The sequence below is a fragment of the Bacillus sp. 0209A genome, from assembly GCF_036765095.1.
In the GTDB taxonomy this organism is placed as follows: Bacteria; Bacillota; Bacilli; order Bacillales; family Bacillaceae; genus Bacillus; species Bacillus subtilis_G.
The window spans coordinates 530,852-549,192 of record NZ_JBAIZV010000003.1 but is presented as its reverse complement, the minus strand read 5'-3'; the positions used below and the strand labels follow the sequence as shown (position 1 = coordinate 549,192).

20 protein-coding genes and 3 pseudogenes are annotated in these 18,341 nt (G+C 39.5%); 9 read left to right on the top strand and 14 right to left on the bottom strand.

What is annotated here, in order from left to right; all coding sequences use genetic code 11:
- Positions 1–100: 100 nt before the first annotated feature.
- Positions 101–379, top strand: a complete 279-nt coding sequence (locus V6D44_RS13635; RefSeq protein ID WP_087993816.1) for an HPr family phosphocarrier protein — start codon at positions 101–103, stop codon at positions 377–379.
- 112 nt (positions 380–491) lie between these two features.
- On the opposite strand, the gene V6D44_RS13630 is transcribed toward V6D44_RS13635, so the two are convergent.
- Genes V6D44_RS13630 through V6D44_RS13610 form a run of 5 tightly spaced genes read right to left on the bottom strand, consistent with a single transcriptional unit; the run spans position 492 to position 2,809 of the window.
- Positions 492–791, bottom strand: a complete 300-nt coding sequence (locus V6D44_RS13630; RefSeq protein WP_202327110.1) for a spore coat protein — start codon at positions 789–791, stop codon at positions 492–494.
- 15 nt (positions 792–806) lie between these two features.
- Entirely contained in the window at positions 807–1,004 is a 198-nt protein-coding gene (locus tag V6D44_RS13625; protein ID WP_087993817.1) for a hypothetical protein, read from the bottom strand.
- Positions 1,005–1,022: 18 nt separating this feature from the next.
- Positions 1,023–2,159: a zinc-dependent alcohol dehydrogenase gene (locus V6D44_RS13620; protein WP_087993818.1), complete on the bottom strand. Its 1,137-nt coding sequence runs from the start codon at positions 2,157–2,159 to the stop codon at positions 1,023–1,025.
- A gap of 18 nt (positions 2,160–2,177) precedes the next feature.
- Positions 2,178–2,546: a spore coat protein gene (locus V6D44_RS13615; RefSeq protein ID WP_087993819.1), complete on the bottom strand. Its 369-nt coding sequence runs from the start codon at positions 2,544–2,546 to the stop codon at positions 2,178–2,180.
- 17 nt (positions 2,547–2,563) lie between these two features.
- On the bottom strand, positions 2,564–2,809 hold the full coding sequence (locus tag V6D44_RS13610) for a spore gernimation protein GerQ (RefSeq protein WP_087993820.1): 246 nt from the start codon (positions 2,807–2,809) through the stop codon (positions 2,564–2,566).
- Between the two features lie 425 nt (positions 2,810–3,234).
- Between V6D44_RS13610 and V6D44_RS13605 the strand changes: the two genes are divergently transcribed.
- Complete coding sequence (locus V6D44_RS13605; RefSeq protein WP_202327112.1) at positions 3,235–3,990, top strand: metal-binding protein ZinT; 756 nt, start codon at positions 3,235–3,237, stop codon at positions 3,988–3,990.
- Positions 3,991–4,139: 149 nt separating this feature from the next.
- Positions 4,140–4,738 (top strand): annotated as a pseudogene (locus tag V6D44_RS13600) (autotransporter-associated beta strand repeat-containing protein); the annotation flags it as partial.
- A 206-nt stretch (positions 4,739–4,944) separates the two neighbouring features.
- Here V6D44_RS13600 and nikE read toward each other — a convergent pair.
- The 5 genes from nikE to nikA are packed head-to-tail and all read right to left on the bottom strand — an operon-like array spanning position 4,945 to position 10,034.
- Complete coding sequence (nikE, locus tag V6D44_RS13595; protein ID WP_253268443.1) at positions 4,945–5,763, bottom strand: nickel import ATP-binding protein NikE; 819 nt, start codon at positions 5,761–5,763, stop codon at positions 4,945–4,947.
- A 24-nt stretch (positions 5,764–5,787) separates the two neighbouring features.
- Entirely contained in the window at positions 5,788–6,615 is an 828-nt protein-coding gene (gene nikD / locus V6D44_RS13590) for a nickel import ATP-binding protein NikD (protein WP_087993823.1), read from the bottom strand.
- Between the two features lie 18 nt (positions 6,616–6,633).
- Positions 6,634–7,464 carry a nickel ABC transporter permease subunit NikC gene (gene nikC / locus V6D44_RS13585; RefSeq protein ID WP_087993824.1) on the bottom strand — a complete coding sequence of 277 codons (831 nt, stop codon included), beginning with the start codon at positions 7,462–7,464 and terminating at the stop codon, positions 6,634–6,636.
- On the bottom strand, positions 7,461–8,405 hold the full coding sequence (gene nikB / locus V6D44_RS13580; RefSeq protein WP_253268442.1) for a nickel ABC transporter permease subunit NikB: 945 nt from the start codon (positions 8,403–8,405) through the stop codon (positions 7,461–7,463). Before nikB ends, nikC begins: the two co-directional genes overlap by 4 nt.
- A gap of 9 nt (positions 8,406–8,414) precedes the next feature.
- Positions 8,415–10,034: a nickel ABC transporter substrate-binding protein gene (gene nikA / locus V6D44_RS13575; protein WP_253268441.1), complete on the bottom strand. Its 1,620-nt coding sequence runs from the start codon at positions 10,032–10,034 to the stop codon at positions 8,415–8,417.
- Positions 10,035–10,438: 404 nt separating this feature from the next.
- Between nikA and V6D44_RS13570 the strand changes: the two genes are divergently transcribed.
- The 4 genes from V6D44_RS13570 to V6D44_RS13555 all read left to right on the top strand — a co-directional run bounded on the left by V6D44_RS13570 (position 10,439) and on the right by V6D44_RS13555 (position 13,943).
- Positions 10,439–10,789: a DUF2200 domain-containing protein gene (locus tag V6D44_RS13570; RefSeq protein ID WP_087993827.1), complete on the top strand. Its 351-nt coding sequence runs from the start codon at positions 10,439–10,441 to the stop codon at positions 10,787–10,789.
- A 440-nt stretch (positions 10,790–11,229) separates the two neighbouring features.
- Complete coding sequence (locus V6D44_RS13565; protein ID WP_087993828.1) at positions 11,230–12,075, top strand: MerR family transcriptional regulator; 846 nt, start codon at positions 11,230–11,232, stop codon at positions 12,073–12,075.
- Between the two features lie 413 nt (positions 12,076–12,488).
- On the top strand, positions 12,489–13,058 hold the full coding sequence (locus tag V6D44_RS13560) for a flavin reductase family protein (RefSeq protein WP_087993829.1): 570 nt from the start codon (positions 12,489–12,491) through the stop codon (positions 13,056–13,058).
- Positions 13,059–13,679: 621 nt separating this feature from the next.
- Positions 13,680–13,943 carry a hypothetical protein gene (locus V6D44_RS13555; protein ID WP_253268440.1) on the top strand — a complete coding sequence of 88 codons (264 nt, stop codon included), beginning with the start codon at positions 13,680–13,682 and terminating at the stop codon, positions 13,941–13,943.
- A gap of 197 nt (positions 13,944–14,140) precedes the next feature.
- Here V6D44_RS13555 and V6D44_RS13550 read toward each other — a convergent pair whose 3' ends face one another.
- From V6D44_RS13550 to V6D44_RS13540, 3 genes and pseudogenes are all read right to left on the bottom strand, one after another.
- Positions 14,141–14,668, bottom strand: coding sequence for a PadR family transcriptional regulator (locus V6D44_RS13550; RefSeq protein WP_202327716.1), 528 nt, complete (start codon positions 14,666–14,668; stop codon positions 14,141–14,143).
- Positions 14,665–15,507 carry a sialate O-acetylesterase gene (locus V6D44_RS13545; RefSeq protein WP_333516581.1) on the bottom strand — a complete coding sequence of 281 codons (843 nt, stop codon included), beginning with the start codon at positions 15,505–15,507 and terminating at the stop codon, positions 14,665–14,667. Before V6D44_RS13545 ends, V6D44_RS13550 begins: the two co-directional genes overlap by 4 nt.
- A 360-nt stretch (positions 15,508–15,867) precedes the next feature.
- A pseudogene (locus tag V6D44_RS13540) lies at positions 15,868–16,039 on the bottom strand (transcriptional regulator); the annotation flags it as partial.
- A 274-nt stretch (positions 16,040–16,313) separates the two neighbouring features.
- Here V6D44_RS13540 and V6D44_RS13535 point away from each other — a divergent pair.
- Together V6D44_RS13535 and V6D44_RS13530 are read left to right on the top strand one after the other, a co-directional pair.
- Entirely contained in the window at positions 16,314–16,481 is a 168-nt protein-coding gene (locus V6D44_RS13535) for a hypothetical protein (RefSeq protein WP_202327120.1), read from the top strand.
- A gap of 112 nt (positions 16,482–16,593) precedes the next feature.
- The gene (locus V6D44_RS13530) at positions 16,594–16,953 is read left to right on the top strand and encodes a hypothetical protein (RefSeq protein WP_333516580.1); all 360 of its coding nucleotides are present in this window, start codon (positions 16,594–16,596) and stop codon (positions 16,951–16,953) included.
- A gap of 799 nt (positions 16,954–17,752) precedes the next feature.
- Here V6D44_RS13530 and V6D44_RS13525 read toward each other — a convergent pair.
- Positions 17,753–18,130 (bottom strand): annotated as a pseudogene (locus tag V6D44_RS13525) (glycosyltransferase); the annotation flags it as partial.
- Positions 18,131–18,341: the final 211 nt, after the last annotated feature.

Sequence of the window (18,341 nt, the reverse complement as noted above, 5' to 3'; positions counted from 1 at the left end):
AAGTACCCTCAGGTAATATGAAAAGGAGGGCTCCTGACTCCTCATCGAAATGAAAATAACATATAAATACCGTTAATATGGGAAGAAGGAGCAGGGAAGCATGATTGAAAAACAGTATACGATTATTGCAAGTACAGGTTTTGCCCGTGCAGCAACTTTGTTGGTTCGTGCAGCCTGCAAATTTCGCTCTCATATATTTCTTTTATATGAGGAGAAATCCGTTGATCTCAAAAATCCGCCCAAGTCCCTTATTGATGTGATGTCATTAGGCATTACATCTGGTACCCACATTCAAATCAGAGCTGAAGGGATTGATGAAGAACAGGCTTTGCAGACGATAGAAGACCGGCTGGGAAGAAGCGGGTTCACGAAGAGTTAATATATTGATAAACATAAAATGAAATGTCGAAAGTTTAAAGATGATTCAACTTTTAAAAACATTAGCTGAGGAACCGTTTTGCCAATCCATACTGCTCCTCAGCTAATGTATGTTAAAGGGTTGGCAACTGAATCGCAGTTTCGATATTTTTTAAATTCAGCTTGACTTGTTCGTCTGTGTTCCAAGGATGGTACCAGCCCTTTTCCATCATATAGCTTGAGATTTGTTCGTGCATATCGAGAGCTTCTTCCAAATGCCTGGTAAGGATCTCTTTCACTTCAGGCGTCCCAGCTTCAGTTGCGGCCATCGCATAATTTCTGACTCCGTTTTTTGCTGCAATCAATAAGTCCATGGCAATGATTTGGTCTGTTAAGACGTTCATGCCGGTGAGATATTCAATGATAGGATTCATGATTCATTCATCTCCTCATTCATGCTTTGCATTAGTTAAAATAGAAGCAAATTCCTGTAACTGTCGTGTCGTAATGTCAACGTCTTGCTGCATGATTTCTTTAAGCTTCGGATCAGACACCAGCGCCTTCATTGTTTTGGATTTCGTCAAACAAAGGGTCTTAAATGCAGTCATTTCTTGGACCTCAAGCACTTCATGTAAGGCGTATTCCATTTCTGTAACCTCCGTTTTTTAAGGCTTTAACACTACTTTTATACAGTCATCCATTTTTGTATCAAAAATGTCATAACCATGCTTAGCTTCACTAAGCGGCAGAACATGGCTTACAACATCTCCCGGATCAATTTTGCCCGTTGACACTAATTCAAACATGTATGGCATATAGTGGATCACCGGAGCTTGTCCAGAGCGTATATTGATGTTTCGCTGCATGATATCACCTAACGGAAAACCGTTATATCTTCCTCCATACACACCTGTAATTTGGATGGTTCCGCCTTTGCGAACGGCTTGGGAAGCAATGACCAATGCACTCATCGTTCCGCCATGAAGTTTTAATCCGCTGGCAAGGAACTCGAGGTCGCTCATTTTCCCATCCATCCCAACAGCGTCAATCACAACATCCGCTCCGCCTTTGGTGATTTCTTTCAAGTAACTCCCTGTATTTTCATGGTCTTCAAAATTAACGATTTCTACTTGATTTGTTCGTTTGGCATGCTGTAAGCGGTAGTTTACATAGTCAACCGCTATGACACGCTTTGCGCCCTTTAACCAACAAAACTTTTGAGCAAAAAGGCCGACTGGCCCGCAGCCGAGAACAATAACTGTATCGCCGTCTTTTACACCGGCATTGTCTACACTCCAGAAACCGGTGGTCATGGCATCGGATATCACGCTTAACTTCTCATCGGGCTCCTCACAGGTTTCAGGAATTTTAAAATGGGTAAAATTCGCAAATGGCACTCTTAAATATTCTGCCTGCCCGCCTGGATAACCGCCAGTATCCCCTGAATAGCCGAAATAGGCGCCCATTTCTCCGTTGTCATTAGATTGATCACACTGACTTTCCAGCTGGTGTTTACAAAAAAAGCATTCACCGCAGGCGATCGTAAAAGGGATAATGACGCGATCGCCTTTTTGCACCTTTGTCACTCCCGGCCCAACTTCTTCAACGATTCCCATCGGTTCATGGCCGATGACATAGTCTTCTTGCAGGTTAGGAATCAATCCATGGATTAAATGCAAATCCGATCCGCAAATGGCTGTACTGGTAACTTTTATAATCATGTCATCGGATTTTTCAATCTTTGGATCTGGCACATCTTTGACAACAACATTTTTAATGCCTTGATACGTTACGGCCTTCATGCTGTAAAACCTCCAGTGTTAGTGTTCATCAGGTGTCCGGTCAAACATCCCTTTTCGATTTGTTTCAACAGGAAAGAGATTCATGTTGCCGACCATGATCGTGTTTTTTGCAGAGAGCCGATCCAGTTTATATTGTTCGCTCAGCTCATACGGGTGGAACCATTTTTTGCTTATCATCAGTTCTGTAATCTCTTGGTGCATCGCGATTCCTTGCATCAGCTGTTTCCGCAACAAGGCTCTTACATCTGATGATGCGGTTTCAGTCAATGCTACAGCTGTATTTCTCACGCCTTCTTTTGCTCGTATAAGAAAATCCAATGCAAATGTAGTGTCTGCAAGTTCAGGCACATTTAGCGAATTAATAGGGTCTAAATGATCATGGTTCAAATTTGCTTACCTTCCTTTCAATTGATGATTGGCGTTGGGCGGCTTTGAGGGACGGGGGCCTGAAATGGCGCACGCTCATAAACCGCTTGTAAATCAGTAAGATCTTGAATGGCTTGCTGCACATCGTTTTGCATCAAGTCTTTCAGGTCTTGGTCAAACACAAGTCCCTGCATTAATTTCGATTTCGCTATACAAAGTGTTTTAAAGTTCACGATTTCATGTAAATCTACAGCCTCGTGAGCAGCTAATGTTTGATGATCCATATTGATTTAACCTCCTTTAATCAACGTTACTTTTCCCTAAATGAATTTGAAGCATACAGAAAGAACATTGCGCCGCGAAAAATTGCATATTCAATATAAATTGAATGATAAACAGTCTGTACGTGGTGACGTCGGCCTAACGGCTCCTGCTGCAAGTTAATGAAATGATTACAAACAACTGATTAAAAGGGGGTTTTCTATAAGGATAGGGTATCTTTGAAACGAAAACTTAGGAATGATTCCACTTTTAAAGGACTTAATTTATTGATCGGATGTAGGCAAGTCAGACGCACGGTGTTTATAAGGAGAGAGGGGCTGGAAAGTGCACTCAGTCATGATTCAGTCATTTTCCCTTTGATATTTTAACAAGATCGTTGTATAATACAAATCGTAATTATTTCGTTTTAATGAGAAGGAGTGTTGTAATGGGAATTTTATTTGGTAAGAGGTTAGGTATATTAACGATTGGTTCATTACTAGTATTGGCAGGATGTCAGGCTTCAGATTCATCAAAAGGTGAGTCTCATAAAACAAGTTCATCAGTTTCAGAAAACTCTTCTAAAACCCAAGAGCAAACATCTGAATCTCATGATCATGATCATGAACACGATCATAGTCATGCACATGCACATGATAAAGAGACAGAAAAAATTTATGAAGGCTATTTTAAAAACAGCCAAGTAAAGGATCGGTCACTTTCTGATTGGGAAGGAGACTGGCAATCAGTATATCCGTACCTGCAAGATGGCACTCTTGATGAAGTATTTTCACATAAATCAGAACATGAAGGTGACAAGACAGCTGAAGAATATAAAGAGTATTATAAAAAAGGGTATAAAACAGATGTTGACCGTATCTTAATCCAGCAAGATACTGTAAAGTTCTTCAAAAACGGAAAAGAATATTCTGGTAAGTATACTTATGACGGGTATGAAATTTTAACATATGATGCGGGCAATAGAGGGGTAAGATACATTTTCAAACTGGATAAAAAAGCTGAAGGCCTTCCTCAGTATATTCAGTTTAGTGATCATAGTATCTATCCGACTAAAGCTAGTCATTACCATCTGTATTGGGGTGCTGACCGTGAAGCTTTACTTGATGAAGTCAAAAACTGGCCTACCTACTATCCGTCAGAAATGGACGGACATGATATTGCCCATGAGATGATGGCGCATTAATTGGGGAGTAACATGCCCATGAAGTGTATTATTTCTTTTTTTTACTGTGAAAATAGATAGAAAGGGATAACGTCTACCTTTGTAGAGAGTGATTACTCAGATGTCTCTGAAAAAGCTGCTGACGAGGAGTCAGCAGCTTTTTCGCCTCTTCCGGCTATCCTGTTCTTGATGATGCAGAAGGGTGGGGAAGGCTTGATCTCTTTTCCGCGCTGATGGCTATGGCGCTTTTATGGATTCTTCCAAAGGCGGCTTCTATGCACTCGATCGCTGGCGCAACGATATCTCCGGCATCGAAAAGCTGACCAAAAAGGGGACAGGCACGTTAAAGCTGGAGGGGAACAATACATACTCTGGCGGCACGCGGATTAATCAGGGTACGCTTGAGGGCGGCTCCGAGACAGCTTTTGGGAGAGGTGATGTTTCAAACAACAGAGGCATCCTGAAGGAAGGTGTCTCAGGAAAACTGATCATCGGCGGAGACTACAAACAATCAGCCAAGGGTATACTTGAACTCAATCTCAGCGGTAAGCATAATCTGCTCAAAATCAAGGGCAAAGAAAAATTAAAAGGGACATTACGTCTCCATTTTTCGGACAATTATATACCGGAGGACGGACCCGCGATCATCACCTGTCATAAGCGTAATGGATCCTTTTCTTCAATCGAAACCACGGGCTTGCCAAGCAAGTACAAAGTGAAGCTCGTCTATCAGTCCAACAGTATCCAATTAAAAGTCAAGGGAAATTAAGTTTGCGTGGTGTGCTGATGCCTGGGGGGTTATACCATAAAGAGTATCAAGCTGGTGCTCGTTTGGCGCCAGCTTTTTTGTGTTTATCAGTGTTCGTGCTGATTGATTGCGCCGGTGATCAGGCTGACCGAAGAACGATTTCATTGCCTTTGTCATCGGAAAGAGGCATTGCTAGTTGACGTAATGAAAGGGCTTAAGCAAGTTTATCACTGAACCGTTTTTGTTCCTATCGAACGAAAGCGCGGGTGTTCTGCAAGTATGGAGCTTTTCATCTCTTTTACTGCTGGATGGTCTGACGCAAAGAACTGATGTTTGGACTCGTAAAGTTCAACTAATTTTCCGTTATCCAGTACACCTAGTGTGTCACTCAATTGATAAGCGGCTTTCAAATCATGCGTAATAAAAAAATACGATAACCCAAACTCATCTTTGAGCTCTTTTAACAAATCGAGTATAAGCATTTGGGTTACCATGTCCAGACTGCTGACTGATTCGTCTAATACGATCAGCTTCGGTTTGAGCGAGATTGCTCTAGCGATATTGATCCGCTGCAATTGACCGCCGCTGAATTGGTGCGGGTATTTTGTTAAATCCTGTTCACTTAAGCCTACTCTTTCCAACAGCTCGATGATGGTTCGCCTTTGTTCCGCTATTGTAAGTGTTTCATAGTTTTCTAATGGTTCTGCGATAATCCGTTCCGCTGTCATTCGCGGGTTGACGGACGAGTATGAATCTTGAAAGACAGCTTGAAGGTCACGACGGATTTTTCGCCGGATCGATTTATTTGCGCTATACATATCATGGCCTTGGAAAAGGATTTGACCTGATTGCGGCCGTTCTAACCCAAGCAATACTTTTCCCAATGTACTCTTACCGGCTCCGCTTGGCCCAATCATGCCTAAGCATGTACCCTGCTCAATCGAAAAGCTGACATCGGAAAGGACTTGTTTAGATGGGGTTTGCCATTTAAACAATGTCCGAGCCCCATAACAATGACTAACTCCTCTCACTTGTAATAAACTCACTTCATCACCCCGTATCAAATTCTGTCAACATGATCCAATGGAACGTTTATCTATTGGCAATGTCAAACGTGCATCCAATAGCTTCTTTGTATATTCATGATTTGGTGCATCAAACAGCTGAAACACATCTGCTTTTTCTGCGATTTTTCCTTTCTGCATCACAGCAACTTCATCCGCCATTTCAGCAATGACGCCCAGATCATGAGAGATGAGCAAAATCGCCGTTCCACATGTAGAGCGCAGGTCATCTAAATGTTTCAGCACGGTCTTCTGATTATTGACGTCTAGTGCAGTTGTGGGTTCATCCGCAATCAGAATGGCCGGATGTAAGCAAACAGCGGTTGCAATCATCACCCGTTGAAGCATTCCGCCGCTTAATTGAAAAGGGTAAGATTTTAAAAGTTTAACAGGATTGGATAAGCTCACATTATGCAATGCTTCGATTGCAAGCTCCTTCGCCTGCTTTTTGTTAAAAGACGTATGAGAGCGAATCGTTTCGATCATTTGATGGCCAATCGTAAAAACGGGTGTAAAAGCGTTCATCGGATTTTGCATAATATAGGCCATATCTTTGCCGCGGATCTTGCGCATTTCTTGATCTGCCAATCCGTTTAATTCTCGGCCTTGTAAGGAAATGCTTCCTTCCACCTTGGTTGTTTTCTGATGAAGCATCTGAAGAATGGACATGCCCGTTACTGTTTTTCCGCATCCGCTCTCACCAATCAGACCAAGGATTTGACCTCGCTTCAGTTCGAAATTGACGTCTTGCACTAGGGTTGAAACTCCTTTTTGCGTTTTGGCCTGTACATGCAAATCTCTCACTTTGAGCACCGGTGATTGTTCTGTTCCCAACTTCGTCATTCCTTTTTATCATCGACGTTTAACTCCGTATTTTTCTGATAAACTCTCGCCCAATAAATTGAACGTTACAACCACAATCATGATCATCAGCCCTGGATAAATCATCAACTCAGGGTTCGTCCGAATATACGATTTACCTTCATGAATCATCGCTCCCCATTCCGCAGCTGGGGGCTGGACGCCTAATCCAAGAAACGACATAGCGGATATGTCCATAATGGCCCAGCCCATTTCCAATGTACCCATGACAACGAGGGGAGGGAGCACATTAGGTATGATATGTTTTTTCAGAATCTTCCATTGTGATGATCCATTGATTTTTGCGGCTTTAATAAAGTTTTCCTCTTTCAGGCTAAGCACCATTCCTCTAAAGATTCTCGCATAATAGACCCATTGCACCAGCATGAGAGCAAGAATGACTTGAGGAAGTCCAGGGCCGAATATGCCCACTAGACCAAGAACTAAAATTAAGTTTGGAAAGGCCATCACACCATCACAAAATCTCATTAACAGCTGATCAACCCATCCGCCTTTATATCCTGAAATCGTACCGACAATGAGACCGATCACGAGTGAGGAAATAAAAATGAGCATTGCAAATCCCAAAGAAATCCGTGTTCCGTACAAAAGGCGGGATAAGTTGCATCTTCCTAAATGGTCAGTTCCTAAAGGGAACTCCAAGGATGGAGGGTGCAGCTTATATGCCAAATGAACAGCAACAGGATTATTCGGCGCAATCCAAGGGGCAAATACAGCGATGAGAAACAGAATGGATAGTATGGTGATGCATGCCGTTATCACTTTTTGACTTTTGTATATCCTGCGTATGCTTGTAATCATCGATACTGCCCTTCTTTCCTGGAAATGCGCGGATCAATATACATTTGAATGAGATCAACGATTAAGCTGCTCAATATAAAAAAGGCGGCGGCTATGAACACATAGCATTGAATGACAGGGATGTCACGATTGAAAATGGCCTCGATAAAATAACGGCCAAAGCCAGGCCGAGAAAAAACCACTTCAACAATAATGGTTCCGGTGAGAAGTTTGCCAAGATTCATTCCTAGGCCTGTAATCATCGGAGAAATGGCCATTTTCAATACATGCTTAGCCATAATGCTTTTATTCTTCAGTCCTCTGATTTTTGCGTATTGGACATACGGTTCTTGCAGGTTTTCTATCACACTGGCGCGCAAAAGCCTTGTATACATTGCAATTAAAGGAAGCGCCAGCGTCATTGACGGCAGTACGAGGTGCTGCCATGTCCCAATTCCTTCTACTGGAAAAAGATCTAATTGAACAGAAAAGAAAAAAACCAACATATACCCTAACCAAAAAGTCGGAATGGATGCCCCGAAAAAGGAAATGAAGCGACTGATATGATCAATTGCGCGATTTTTTTTGATTCCAGCAAAGAAGCCGAGAGGCACACTGACAAGCACCGCGATCAATAAACTCCCAAGCGCAAGTTCGATCGTTGCTGGCATTCGGAGGGCAACCTCGTCCCAAACCGGCTTATTCGAAACATAAGATATGCCAAAATCGAATTGGCATATCTTCAAAATAGAGTTTACATATTGGATAAAGAATGGTTGATCTAAGCCAAACTCATGTCTCTTTTGTTCTAAAATGTCATCGTTTGGCTGGATATGCGCTGCGGCTACATACGCTTCAGCCGGGTCAACCGGTGAGAGTTGAATCATTCCAGTTGTCAGAAGCGCAGCTAAAAGAAACACTGGAATGATGGACATGATTCGTTTCAATATATAGATACCCATAAAAGCCTCCTACTGCTTCATGCGAATACCTGTAAATGGATGTTCGTCACGATTGGCAGGGAAAGTAAAGTCTGTCATATTCTTTTGGTAGATCGCTGTCTTTTTAATATAAGAGATCGGAACGATGGCTCCCTGATCTTGAAGGGATGTTAAAATAGATGAGTAAAGCTTTTGACGCTCTTTTTCATCAGTTGTTTGAGGAACCTTTGCCATCTGCTTCAATAACTTATCTTTGTTTGGATAGGCAGAAATCGCTTCATTAAATCCAAACCCTTTTGACGCGACAATGTTTACAAAGGTATGCGGGTCATAAGGCGCGCCATAGTTGCTAAAGAAGTTCATATCAAATTCATTCGCTTTGAACCGTTTAACCTGAGTCGCCAATTCTACTCCTTCAAGATTCAACTTCACTCCAATCGCTGCCCACTCTGCTTGCAGTGTTTCTGCCATTGCTTTTTGAATGGATTCCGCTGAATCATACATTAAACTAAATTCAAGAGGCTTTCCGTCTTTCTCACGCACCGTCTTGCCATTCGGAAGTTTCCAGCCGGCCGCATCTAATAACGCTTTCGCTTTTTCTGCATCATATTTTACTGGCTTTACATCAATATCAGACGTGTATGGGAAAGTTGTCGGCAAAATATGATCTGCTTTTTCTTCTAACCCGGAGGTAATGCCTTCCACCATGGCGTCTTTATCAAAACCGTAGTGCAGGGCTTGGCGCACACGTTCATCAGAAAGTTGTTCTTTTTTCGTATTCATGACAAGCTGTCTCGTCGCTACCGGTTCAGAAAGACTAGTTTCATACTGACCTGTCGATTGCAGCTGCTTGTATGCATCCAAGCTGATGACGCCTTCACCGTAAATTAAGTCCAATTCACCTTTTTCAAATGCGAGCACTCTTGTTTCTGCGTCCGGGATGACTTTCACCTTGATTTTCTCGACTTTAGGCTTTTCACCCCAATAATTTTCGTTGCGTTTAAAAATCGCATATTCATCAGCTTTATATTCGTCCAATACCCATGGACCCGTTCCCACCGGTTTTGCGACACCTTTTGATGTATCGCCATCCTGAGGGAATCCAGCCTCTCCTAAAAATCGAACAGGCCGTACGACTGCCAGCTCCTGAATGGTTGGGTAATAGGGTTCAGTCATTGTCAATTGAAATGTATGATCATCGATCACTTTTGTTTGAGCTATTTTTGTTATAAATCCTAACCAGCTATGTAACTCAGGATGTTTTAAAATGGAGTCGAAATTCTTTTTCGCGATTTTTGCGTTAAAGGTTGTTCCATCCGAGAATTTGACATCCTTACGCAAATGAAATGTATACACTTTACCGTCATTAGATAGATCCCAAGACTCAGCTAAATGCGGTTTAAGCTTCCCTCCAGTTCCATAAGTGACCAAAGGCTCGTATACCATTGATTGGGCAAACAATTGGGAAGGGTTATAGACATGCGGGTTCATTTCGCCTATATCTCTAGGCCAAGCAATTGTGACCATATTGTTATGTTTTTTCATCTCTGTTGAATTTCCTGCATTAGTACATCCTGCTAATAAAATAGAAAAGATGAGCATGGATAAGAAAGTAATTTTAATTTTCGAACGAATCTTCCCGCTATGCATCTGTATTTCCTCCTAAGTGATGTTGATAATCATTTTCATTTTAAGGAGGCATCATACTCTTGTCAATGTAAGAATATAGGTATTGATTATTTTGAAACTAATAAAGTGTTAACTCATAGATCTGCATTCATCATATCTTTCCTAAAGTCATAATTAGTGAAAATTTTACCACTATACGGAAATGATCCGGTGAACAAATCCTTGCTCATCTGAATATGAATCTTACTCTTAGAGATGAGGATTTTGAATATAAAAACACCATCTTTCTATAGCGAAAGGTGGTGCTTATTTTGTATCAAGCTTTGAAGTCAAAAACATATGTGGCATCGAAATAAAATTTGATACAATTATGTTAATAGCTGAATTGTAACTATTCCCCAAACAAGCCACAAAGGAGGATTATCATGACTAAACATAAGATTTATACAATGAGTGTCGCAAAAGTTTATCCCTATTATATTTCGAAAGCTGAGAAAAAAGGACGCACAAAATCAGAAGTCGATGAAATCACTCGTTGGTTGACAGGATATAGCCAGAAAGAGTTAGAAGGGCAACTGGAAAAACAGACAGACTTTGAAACCTTCTTTGCGAAAGCCCCCCAACTGAATCCTTCACGGGCTTTGATCAAAGGTGTAGTCTGCGGCGTCCGGGTGGAAGATATCGAAGAATCAACGATGCGGGAAATCCGCTATTTGGATAAATTAATCGATGAGCTAGCAAAGGGGAAATCGATGGAGAAGATTTTGCGGAAATAATAATGACAAAGAGACACTGTATTTATATAGGTTTACTTTTAAGTCATTAATGATCAACCTTTTTTATAAAAAATGTATACGAATTCACAAAAAAGACATCCATTTTGATCAAACATTTTTCGAAATGGATTCTTTTTATTTGTTCTAAAATGGGTTTCTAGAGATCCTTTTTATTTCAAAGCCTTAAAAAATCTTTAAAATCAAGGGTTACCATTTTTACTATATTATTAAAGTGGTAAAGAAAGGGATGGTTTTACTCAGGAAGATCTGACGGTAGATCATCTGTAGACAAGATTAGACGTAGGATTAAAAACGAACTGGAGGAAAAAGAAGATTGTCTTAAAACGGTTTTTTTCTCGGAGATCGTTCAGTTAGGATTTTGACTGTCATCGTGCATAATGAAATTTTTAAGAACGAACAAAGAAGAAAGGATGAGTTTGATGAAGGAATACTTTTCGATTGGGGAAACAGCCCGTCTCAATCACATCTCAATTCAAACATTGCGCTATTATGATAAGATCGGGATTTTCAAGCCTTATTATACAGATCAGGATAATGGCTATCGATATTACCATGTTAAACAGTTCTTTTATTTAGATATCATAAAATATCTCAAATGTATTAAAACACCTTTGGAAGACATTAAGCGCATTATCTCACATACATGTACCCCTGAACGGATGCAAACCTTTCTTGACGAGCAAGAAAGCGTGATTGAACGTGAAATGGAAAGACTCGAACGTGCCAGGCAATTGCTTCATAGAAGAAAGAACCAGCTTCATGAACAAGTGGAGATACGCACTAAAAAAGAAGAAGGTCTAGTTTATGTTCGACATATAGAAGGCCAAACCATTTTAAAAGCAGCGACACCTCAAGTGAATCCTCATGACCAATCAGATTTGTATTACCGAAAATTGGCTGAAGTCCTTGAAGAGAGAGGAGATATGGTTGATAACTATTATGGACTTATTTATGATTTAAAGCCTTATAAAGATTCCGGTGATATTTATTGCAACAGTGTTTATACGACCATTCATGATGGAGTAAAGATAGAGATAGAAGGACAAAACATGACGATCGATTCTTTCCCATCCGGTGAATATGTGTGTATCTCATTTGATTGCTCTGCAACAAATTATTTTTCATACTATCAAAAACTGTACCATTTTATTGAATCTCATGGCATCCAAACGGATGAAAAAGTATATCAAATTTCTCTTCCAAACAGCTACGACTCATTAAGAGAAGAAGACTTCCTCACAGAATTTAGAGTGCGGAAAAAATAACGAACCCCTTGACCCTATCGTTGCTATAGGGTTTATGATTTATGCATCGTTCTTATGAATTTGTAAAAGGAAGGATGTATAAGATGAAAAATAAAAGAGGTAAGACGCTTCGCTTACTTATGCGGCAATGGCAAGGCGCAAACAACCCTCCGTATGTACTTGGAGCCCATTTATTTAACGGGCTTGCACCTAAAACGAATGATCCATTTGAAGAAATGCCAGGATGTAGCCAAAGCCTATGATGTTGCAGGACTTGGGATTACAGAACATTTTCCATTGGATGCGTATAACTTACAAAATGTGTTGCAGTGACTTCCATTATTGGAGGATATCAACAAAAAGACGTTGAAACACGTTTTATCGTATTTCAAATTCTAATAAAAAATAAATCTAAAACAAAAGGAGCGATGAATATGAGAGCGCCGATAGACGAACCAACTTGGTACTCCTACCCTGGAATGGTAGCTGTCGTTACGGCTCAATATGAAGGTGAAAAAAACGCAATGGCTTCTGGATGGCACACGTATATTGGATCTTCTCCTGGCATGTATGGGGTCTCAATAGGCAAAGGGACATATACTTACAAAATGATTGAAAAAAGCGGTGTTTTCGGTGTGAATTTTCTTCCAGGGAGATGTTCGGAATTCATTCAAGCATTAGGCACACATAGCGGCAGAGATATAAATAAGTTTGAAGCATTTCATATTCAATACGAAGAAGGACGAAAAGCTGAGATACCGATTTTAACAGATGCGTATTTTGCTTATGAGTGTAAAGTACACAGTATATCCACTTTGGGCGATCAAGAGTGGGTTGTGGGAGAAGTATTACAGAGATATCAAGATAAAGAGCTTTTCTTAAAAAATGGAATGCCAAATTTAGAGAAGCTGGATATTCCGCTTCATATTGGAGAGTCCAGCTATCGAATACTAAATAGTAGAGCAGAGGAACATCAACATCCCTTTGGTCCCAATGCTGATTGAAACGTGCAAGTTCCTTCAACTTCATTGTTGTGTGGTATACATGCTCATAAAACCCCTATGTCTTGGGTAAACCCAAATGCATTTATCATCTCAGACACAATGATCGTAAGAGTTGAGGAAACCACTATCAAAATAAAAATCAATGGATGTATGTGCAGCGGTTTCCGCTGGAAATCCATTGACTTCGCCTTAGCAAAAAAAGACCCAAAGACCGTGAAGCTTCTTCAAGATAGCTTTGCGATCTTTTTATTTCTAAGCCTCAATTTATCTTCCGATGGAAAGTATTTCAACTTTCTCTGCCGATCAACATTAGTCCATAAAGGAAAGGGCATTTCCAGATTTATCAAAAAAGTCAGTAAAGCTTTACGCAACCAAAATAAAATGCGTCCCGTTCATTTGCAGATTCATGATCCCAAAAATGAACTTTCCCTATTGAATTGCCCTCATAGTCAAGCTTATTTGCAATTGGAATTCTTCCATGAGGGAATTCATCTTTATACGCCTCTATATCGTAGACAAGTGAATGATCATTGTTATTTACTCAACTAAATCGTCCGCTATTAATTTGTCTTTCACCCAAGATTATGTTTATGGTTAGTTGATGTTTAAGAAAGGATGGGGATGATGAAAAACTTAGGTGGGATTTCAATTTTATTTTTCTTGATCTCGTTGATGGTTTTTGGAATTTCGTTTTTTAATGAGGACCTTTTTTCAGGACCAGTTATGATATTCTTTTCGATTGTTCTACCGTTAATTGGATTTATTGTTGCACTTGTAAGTAAGAGCGGTAGGACAAAGTTTGTTGGTCTTATCGGGAATGCCATTATTCTTATTGGAGCAGGAGTAATACCAGCTGCTTCGACGATGTTTTGGAATCAGCCTTAAACATCGGTAAAACGGGGGGCAGTGTCACTTGCTCTTGTTGGGGGGGCAAGTGTTGACAACCCTATTAGCGGGTTTACTAAAGAAGGAGTATAAAACCTGTATCAATGATGTTACTAGATATCTACGACACAGGTTTTATATTTAGGTAACTAATATTCTTATATATTTAACATTACATTTTTTTATTATGCAATAGTTCACTCTATTTCTGCTTTCAATTTTTCGAACCACTCTAAATTAACCAAGTGATGTGAACGGGAATTTTCGTTCATACGGCGAAAGTAATTGATTGTGCCGGGGATTTCTTGAGTGATGGACAGGTATTCATCAAGGAGCTCGATTCGAGTTTTAGTCTGGTCGATTTGTGATTGGATCAGATCCAGTAATTTATTTTTGTCGAATTCATCGGCAAAGAGTAACGCCCCATAAAATTGCAGGTTCACATATTCCGATTTGGTGCCGTATTTGATCATTAATTTTTCGAATTCTGCCCTTCCCGATTCTGTGACTTTAAAGTTACGGATTTCACGCCCACTGGTTGAGGATTTCTGCTGAATCTGTTCAATAAAACACTTTTCTTCAAGTTGCTGCAGATTGTAATAAAATGAACCTTTCGTGTAGTTAACAATGTATTTGTAATGACGTTTTTCCATTAAGGCCAGAAGTTCATAGCCGTGAGCTCCAGGGTTTTGGATTAGCAAGCCAAGGATAAGTAAGGGAATTATGGCTTCATCACCTTCGCCATCCGCGCCTCAAATTCCGCGTACGTGATTTTACCCGAAGCCAAATCCATACTATGGAGGTAAATCTGTTCTGTTTTAGAATAGTCACCATTCACTTTCAGTGATTGCTCCTCTCCCGAAATGGGTTTCAGGATATGGTGCTTTTTCGAAAAAGCCTCGAAATAGCGGTAACCGAATTTGCGTTGTGAAGCTGCGTCTAAATGAATGCCATCAGGATTCGCAGTCAAACCTGCTGCAGTAACAAAATAACAATTCTGTTGTTCATTAGCAAAACGCAGCAATTGTTCGTTAACCTGTCGAAATTCGGTCGCGTGCTGTCCAAAACCGGTCTTCCCAAGAAAGTCACCAAGCCCTCCAATAATCAACGGTACCTCATCAAGTTTCAACTCGTTTCTTAGCGTCTCGATGATAAGGGTTAATTTCTCGTAATAAGTTTCATGTAGCGAACGATAACTGTCACTCTCACCCTGGTGCCAAAGGATTCCACAAATTTGACTGGACCGGAGAGCGAAGCGGGCTTCGGCCAAAGCATGCTGAAAAAGGATGCCTTCCGGATGCCAGTCATTCAATGAACTGCCACCTTCCGCACAAGGGATCAAGCCAATTTCTTCATCGGGATGAGCTTTCGACCATGCATCTGCAAAAGATGCCGCCAGGCCAACGCCGGAAACCGGACGGTCGTAATTAATCGGCTCTGTCATCATCTGCCACTGTCCATTGCGCAGCATTTTTATTTTTTCATTATAGATAGGGTCTACTTCATTCAAAAATCCACGGCCCGCCATATTCGACTGCCCCAACATTAAAAAAGACTTTATCATCTAATTTTCACTTCTTTACATCAATATTTTGGTCTAATTAGACTATAGTCAATTCAGTTTGTCTTGTAAAGTTTATTAGTATGTATGAAAAACAACATTGAAAATTTGCTGGATGTATTTGAGAAATTGCAAGTTCTTTGCTTTTTCTTATTCAACTATCGGGGGCTTTCGTTCATTAACGATCTTCCACAATCGGGCGCGATTATTGAACAAGAACTAAAGGAGTTATACATATTAGTCATGTAAAATATGTATAACATAAATGAGGATATGATTGAAATATAAATGAGAATCTAAATCTTATTAGTTAACAGAATTAAACATAATAAACAGAAATAAATAATAATAAACTAACGGCGTTTATTTATCTGATTTCCGTCTTTCCTTTAATTGCTCCGTTATAATCTCCAAAGCAGCCTGTAAAATTTCCTCATTTACTTCACCGTCTATAACTGCAAGGGAATGTTTCAGGATCGTTTAACACTTTTTTTGCTTCATCTTGGAATTCTTTTTCACTGCTTTCATCCTTTAAATGATTGTTTTTGTATACCTCAAAATAAAAAACCTTAAAGATGACAATCTAAAAATTGGATTCGTTAAATATTATAGGAAAACCACGATTTTTTTCATAGGAAAATGCGTCTAAAGGTGATGGAATATAATAAAAGAGAGCCCACTGCCGTACTTAAAAAGCTGCACGATTGAGTGTAAAGCATTGCTAATCCTTTTTTTACTGGTGTAATTATTTGTAAAGTATTAAAATTGCAGGGGCATGTAAACCAACTGGACTTCAAAGGAGTTTAATCATGAAAATGAATGAAAAGATGAAAGAGGTTCAAAGAAAATATAGAGAAGAGCTTAAAAAAAAGAAACACGAGCATGAAGATGATAAACATTATATTAAAGAAACAATTATTGTCGTAACGATAATTGTATTGTTTATTTTTTTCACTTACACCTTGCAAGGTTTTTAATAAGAAGATCCCTTTTTTCCATTTCGATACTTACCGGTTTTCATTTCATAGGAAGTACGTTCAAATGATGGGGGTGTATCCCAAATGAAATGGATTGTTAAAAGGGAGGACTATGTTGGAGGGGGTAAATATCAATAAAAAATCTTTAAAAATGTTAATGATTGTGCCAATTCTAATCATTTGTTATGTTTTATTTTTAAATCCTGAAATTATACTTGAAGAGCATTGTCCTAATAAGCCTTATAGTTTAACAATCGTAAAGCACGGGACAGGTATATTTGATAAGAAAATTGTTCTAATATATTACAAGATCAACGGAAAAACAGTAGCTGTTGGGAATTTGGTGTTTTTTGAGAATTTTGGCAGAGATATAGATGTTACTTGGGATACGAATGCTGATGATGGAACTTGGTGGATAGATAAAAACGTACATTTAACCATGACCTATGCTAAAAATTTTAAGGGGATTTAGACAAGAAAGATATTGATTTTGATTATGGTACTGTCCAATAATAATGAAGCAGTTTATTTAAAATAGGAATATAATCTAAAAGAACCGCCAGTCGCGGTTCTTTCAGCGTGTCGACAAACCCTCGCATTCGTTGTCAGGCTTGCGCGTCGGTGCTCACGTGTTATGAAAGGAACGGCGGTTAAATGCTTAGGCGTCCTGCCTAAACACCGCCGTCATCACATCCTGTGAAAGTCTGCTCCGATGCTCGCCCTTCCTAGACTTCAAGGGTTTTCAATCACGCTGAAAATATGACAAAGTCATAAAACAAAAACCGTTTTATGACTTTGTCAACAATCTGAAAGAACCGCCAGGCGCGGTTCTTTTATGTTCAGATTCAAACTGATTTAGGAGCGATTTTTTCTTTCCTTACAAATATCATGATTCCGAGGATGATACAAAAAGTATAGCTTTAGTTTTGTGAATTTGAAAAGAGTACCTATGCGGCTTTAGCTGGGTTCAAGAATGCTGCTTAGGTATTTTTTTTATTAATGTTTTTTGAGGTAAAAGTAGAAACCTATGATAACATTTTCGTTTCAAAACTAAATTGAAATTTGAAGTATGATAGAAGTGAAAAATCGCCATCTCATGTATTTGGTCAAACTGCCATTCTATATCACCTATTACTAAATGTAACTGTAGTAATTCAGAAGTTAGTTTTTCTTTATCTTCAATTTGACTTAAGTTAGCTAAAACTTTATTCATTCTTTCATGTATTTGCGGAAGTTCTTTAATATTTTCCTCTTCTTCTAAAAGTCAACTGGACTTGCTGGGCGCCGCTGACATAATTGCTTACGGGTCCGACCATGCCGGTTTTTTCATCGTGGTAAAGCAGCTTGATCATAGGTTCCAGCCACTGATTTGTTACAATCGTGTCATTGTTTTAAAAAAGAATATTGTCCCCTGAAGCAACTTCAAAGCCTCGATTGCAGCCTTTCGCGAAACTTTCGTTTGTCTCGTTGAAAATTGCTTTAATGGAAGACATCTCTTTAAGATAATCACGTGTCCCGTCATGAGAGCCGTTATCTACAACAATGATTTCTATACAGTTATGATCCGTATACTTCCATATGCTCTCCAAACATTGTTTCGTTAAATTCAATTCATTATAAGTCAGCACAATAATGCTCGTTTTCAACATACCTCAGCCCCTCTTTGTAACAGTCAGTACTACATATATATATTTGTATTTTTCAAAGGGAATGATTCCATCCTTTAAAAAAGGGAATGGTGATCATTTCAGAAGGTTCTATATCATTTGTACTGAACTGAGAACATTTATCGGTTGTTAAATACGATGGACGTTATGGGTTTAATAACAGACGATTTTGTAGAAGGAATCGAAGTGGGAG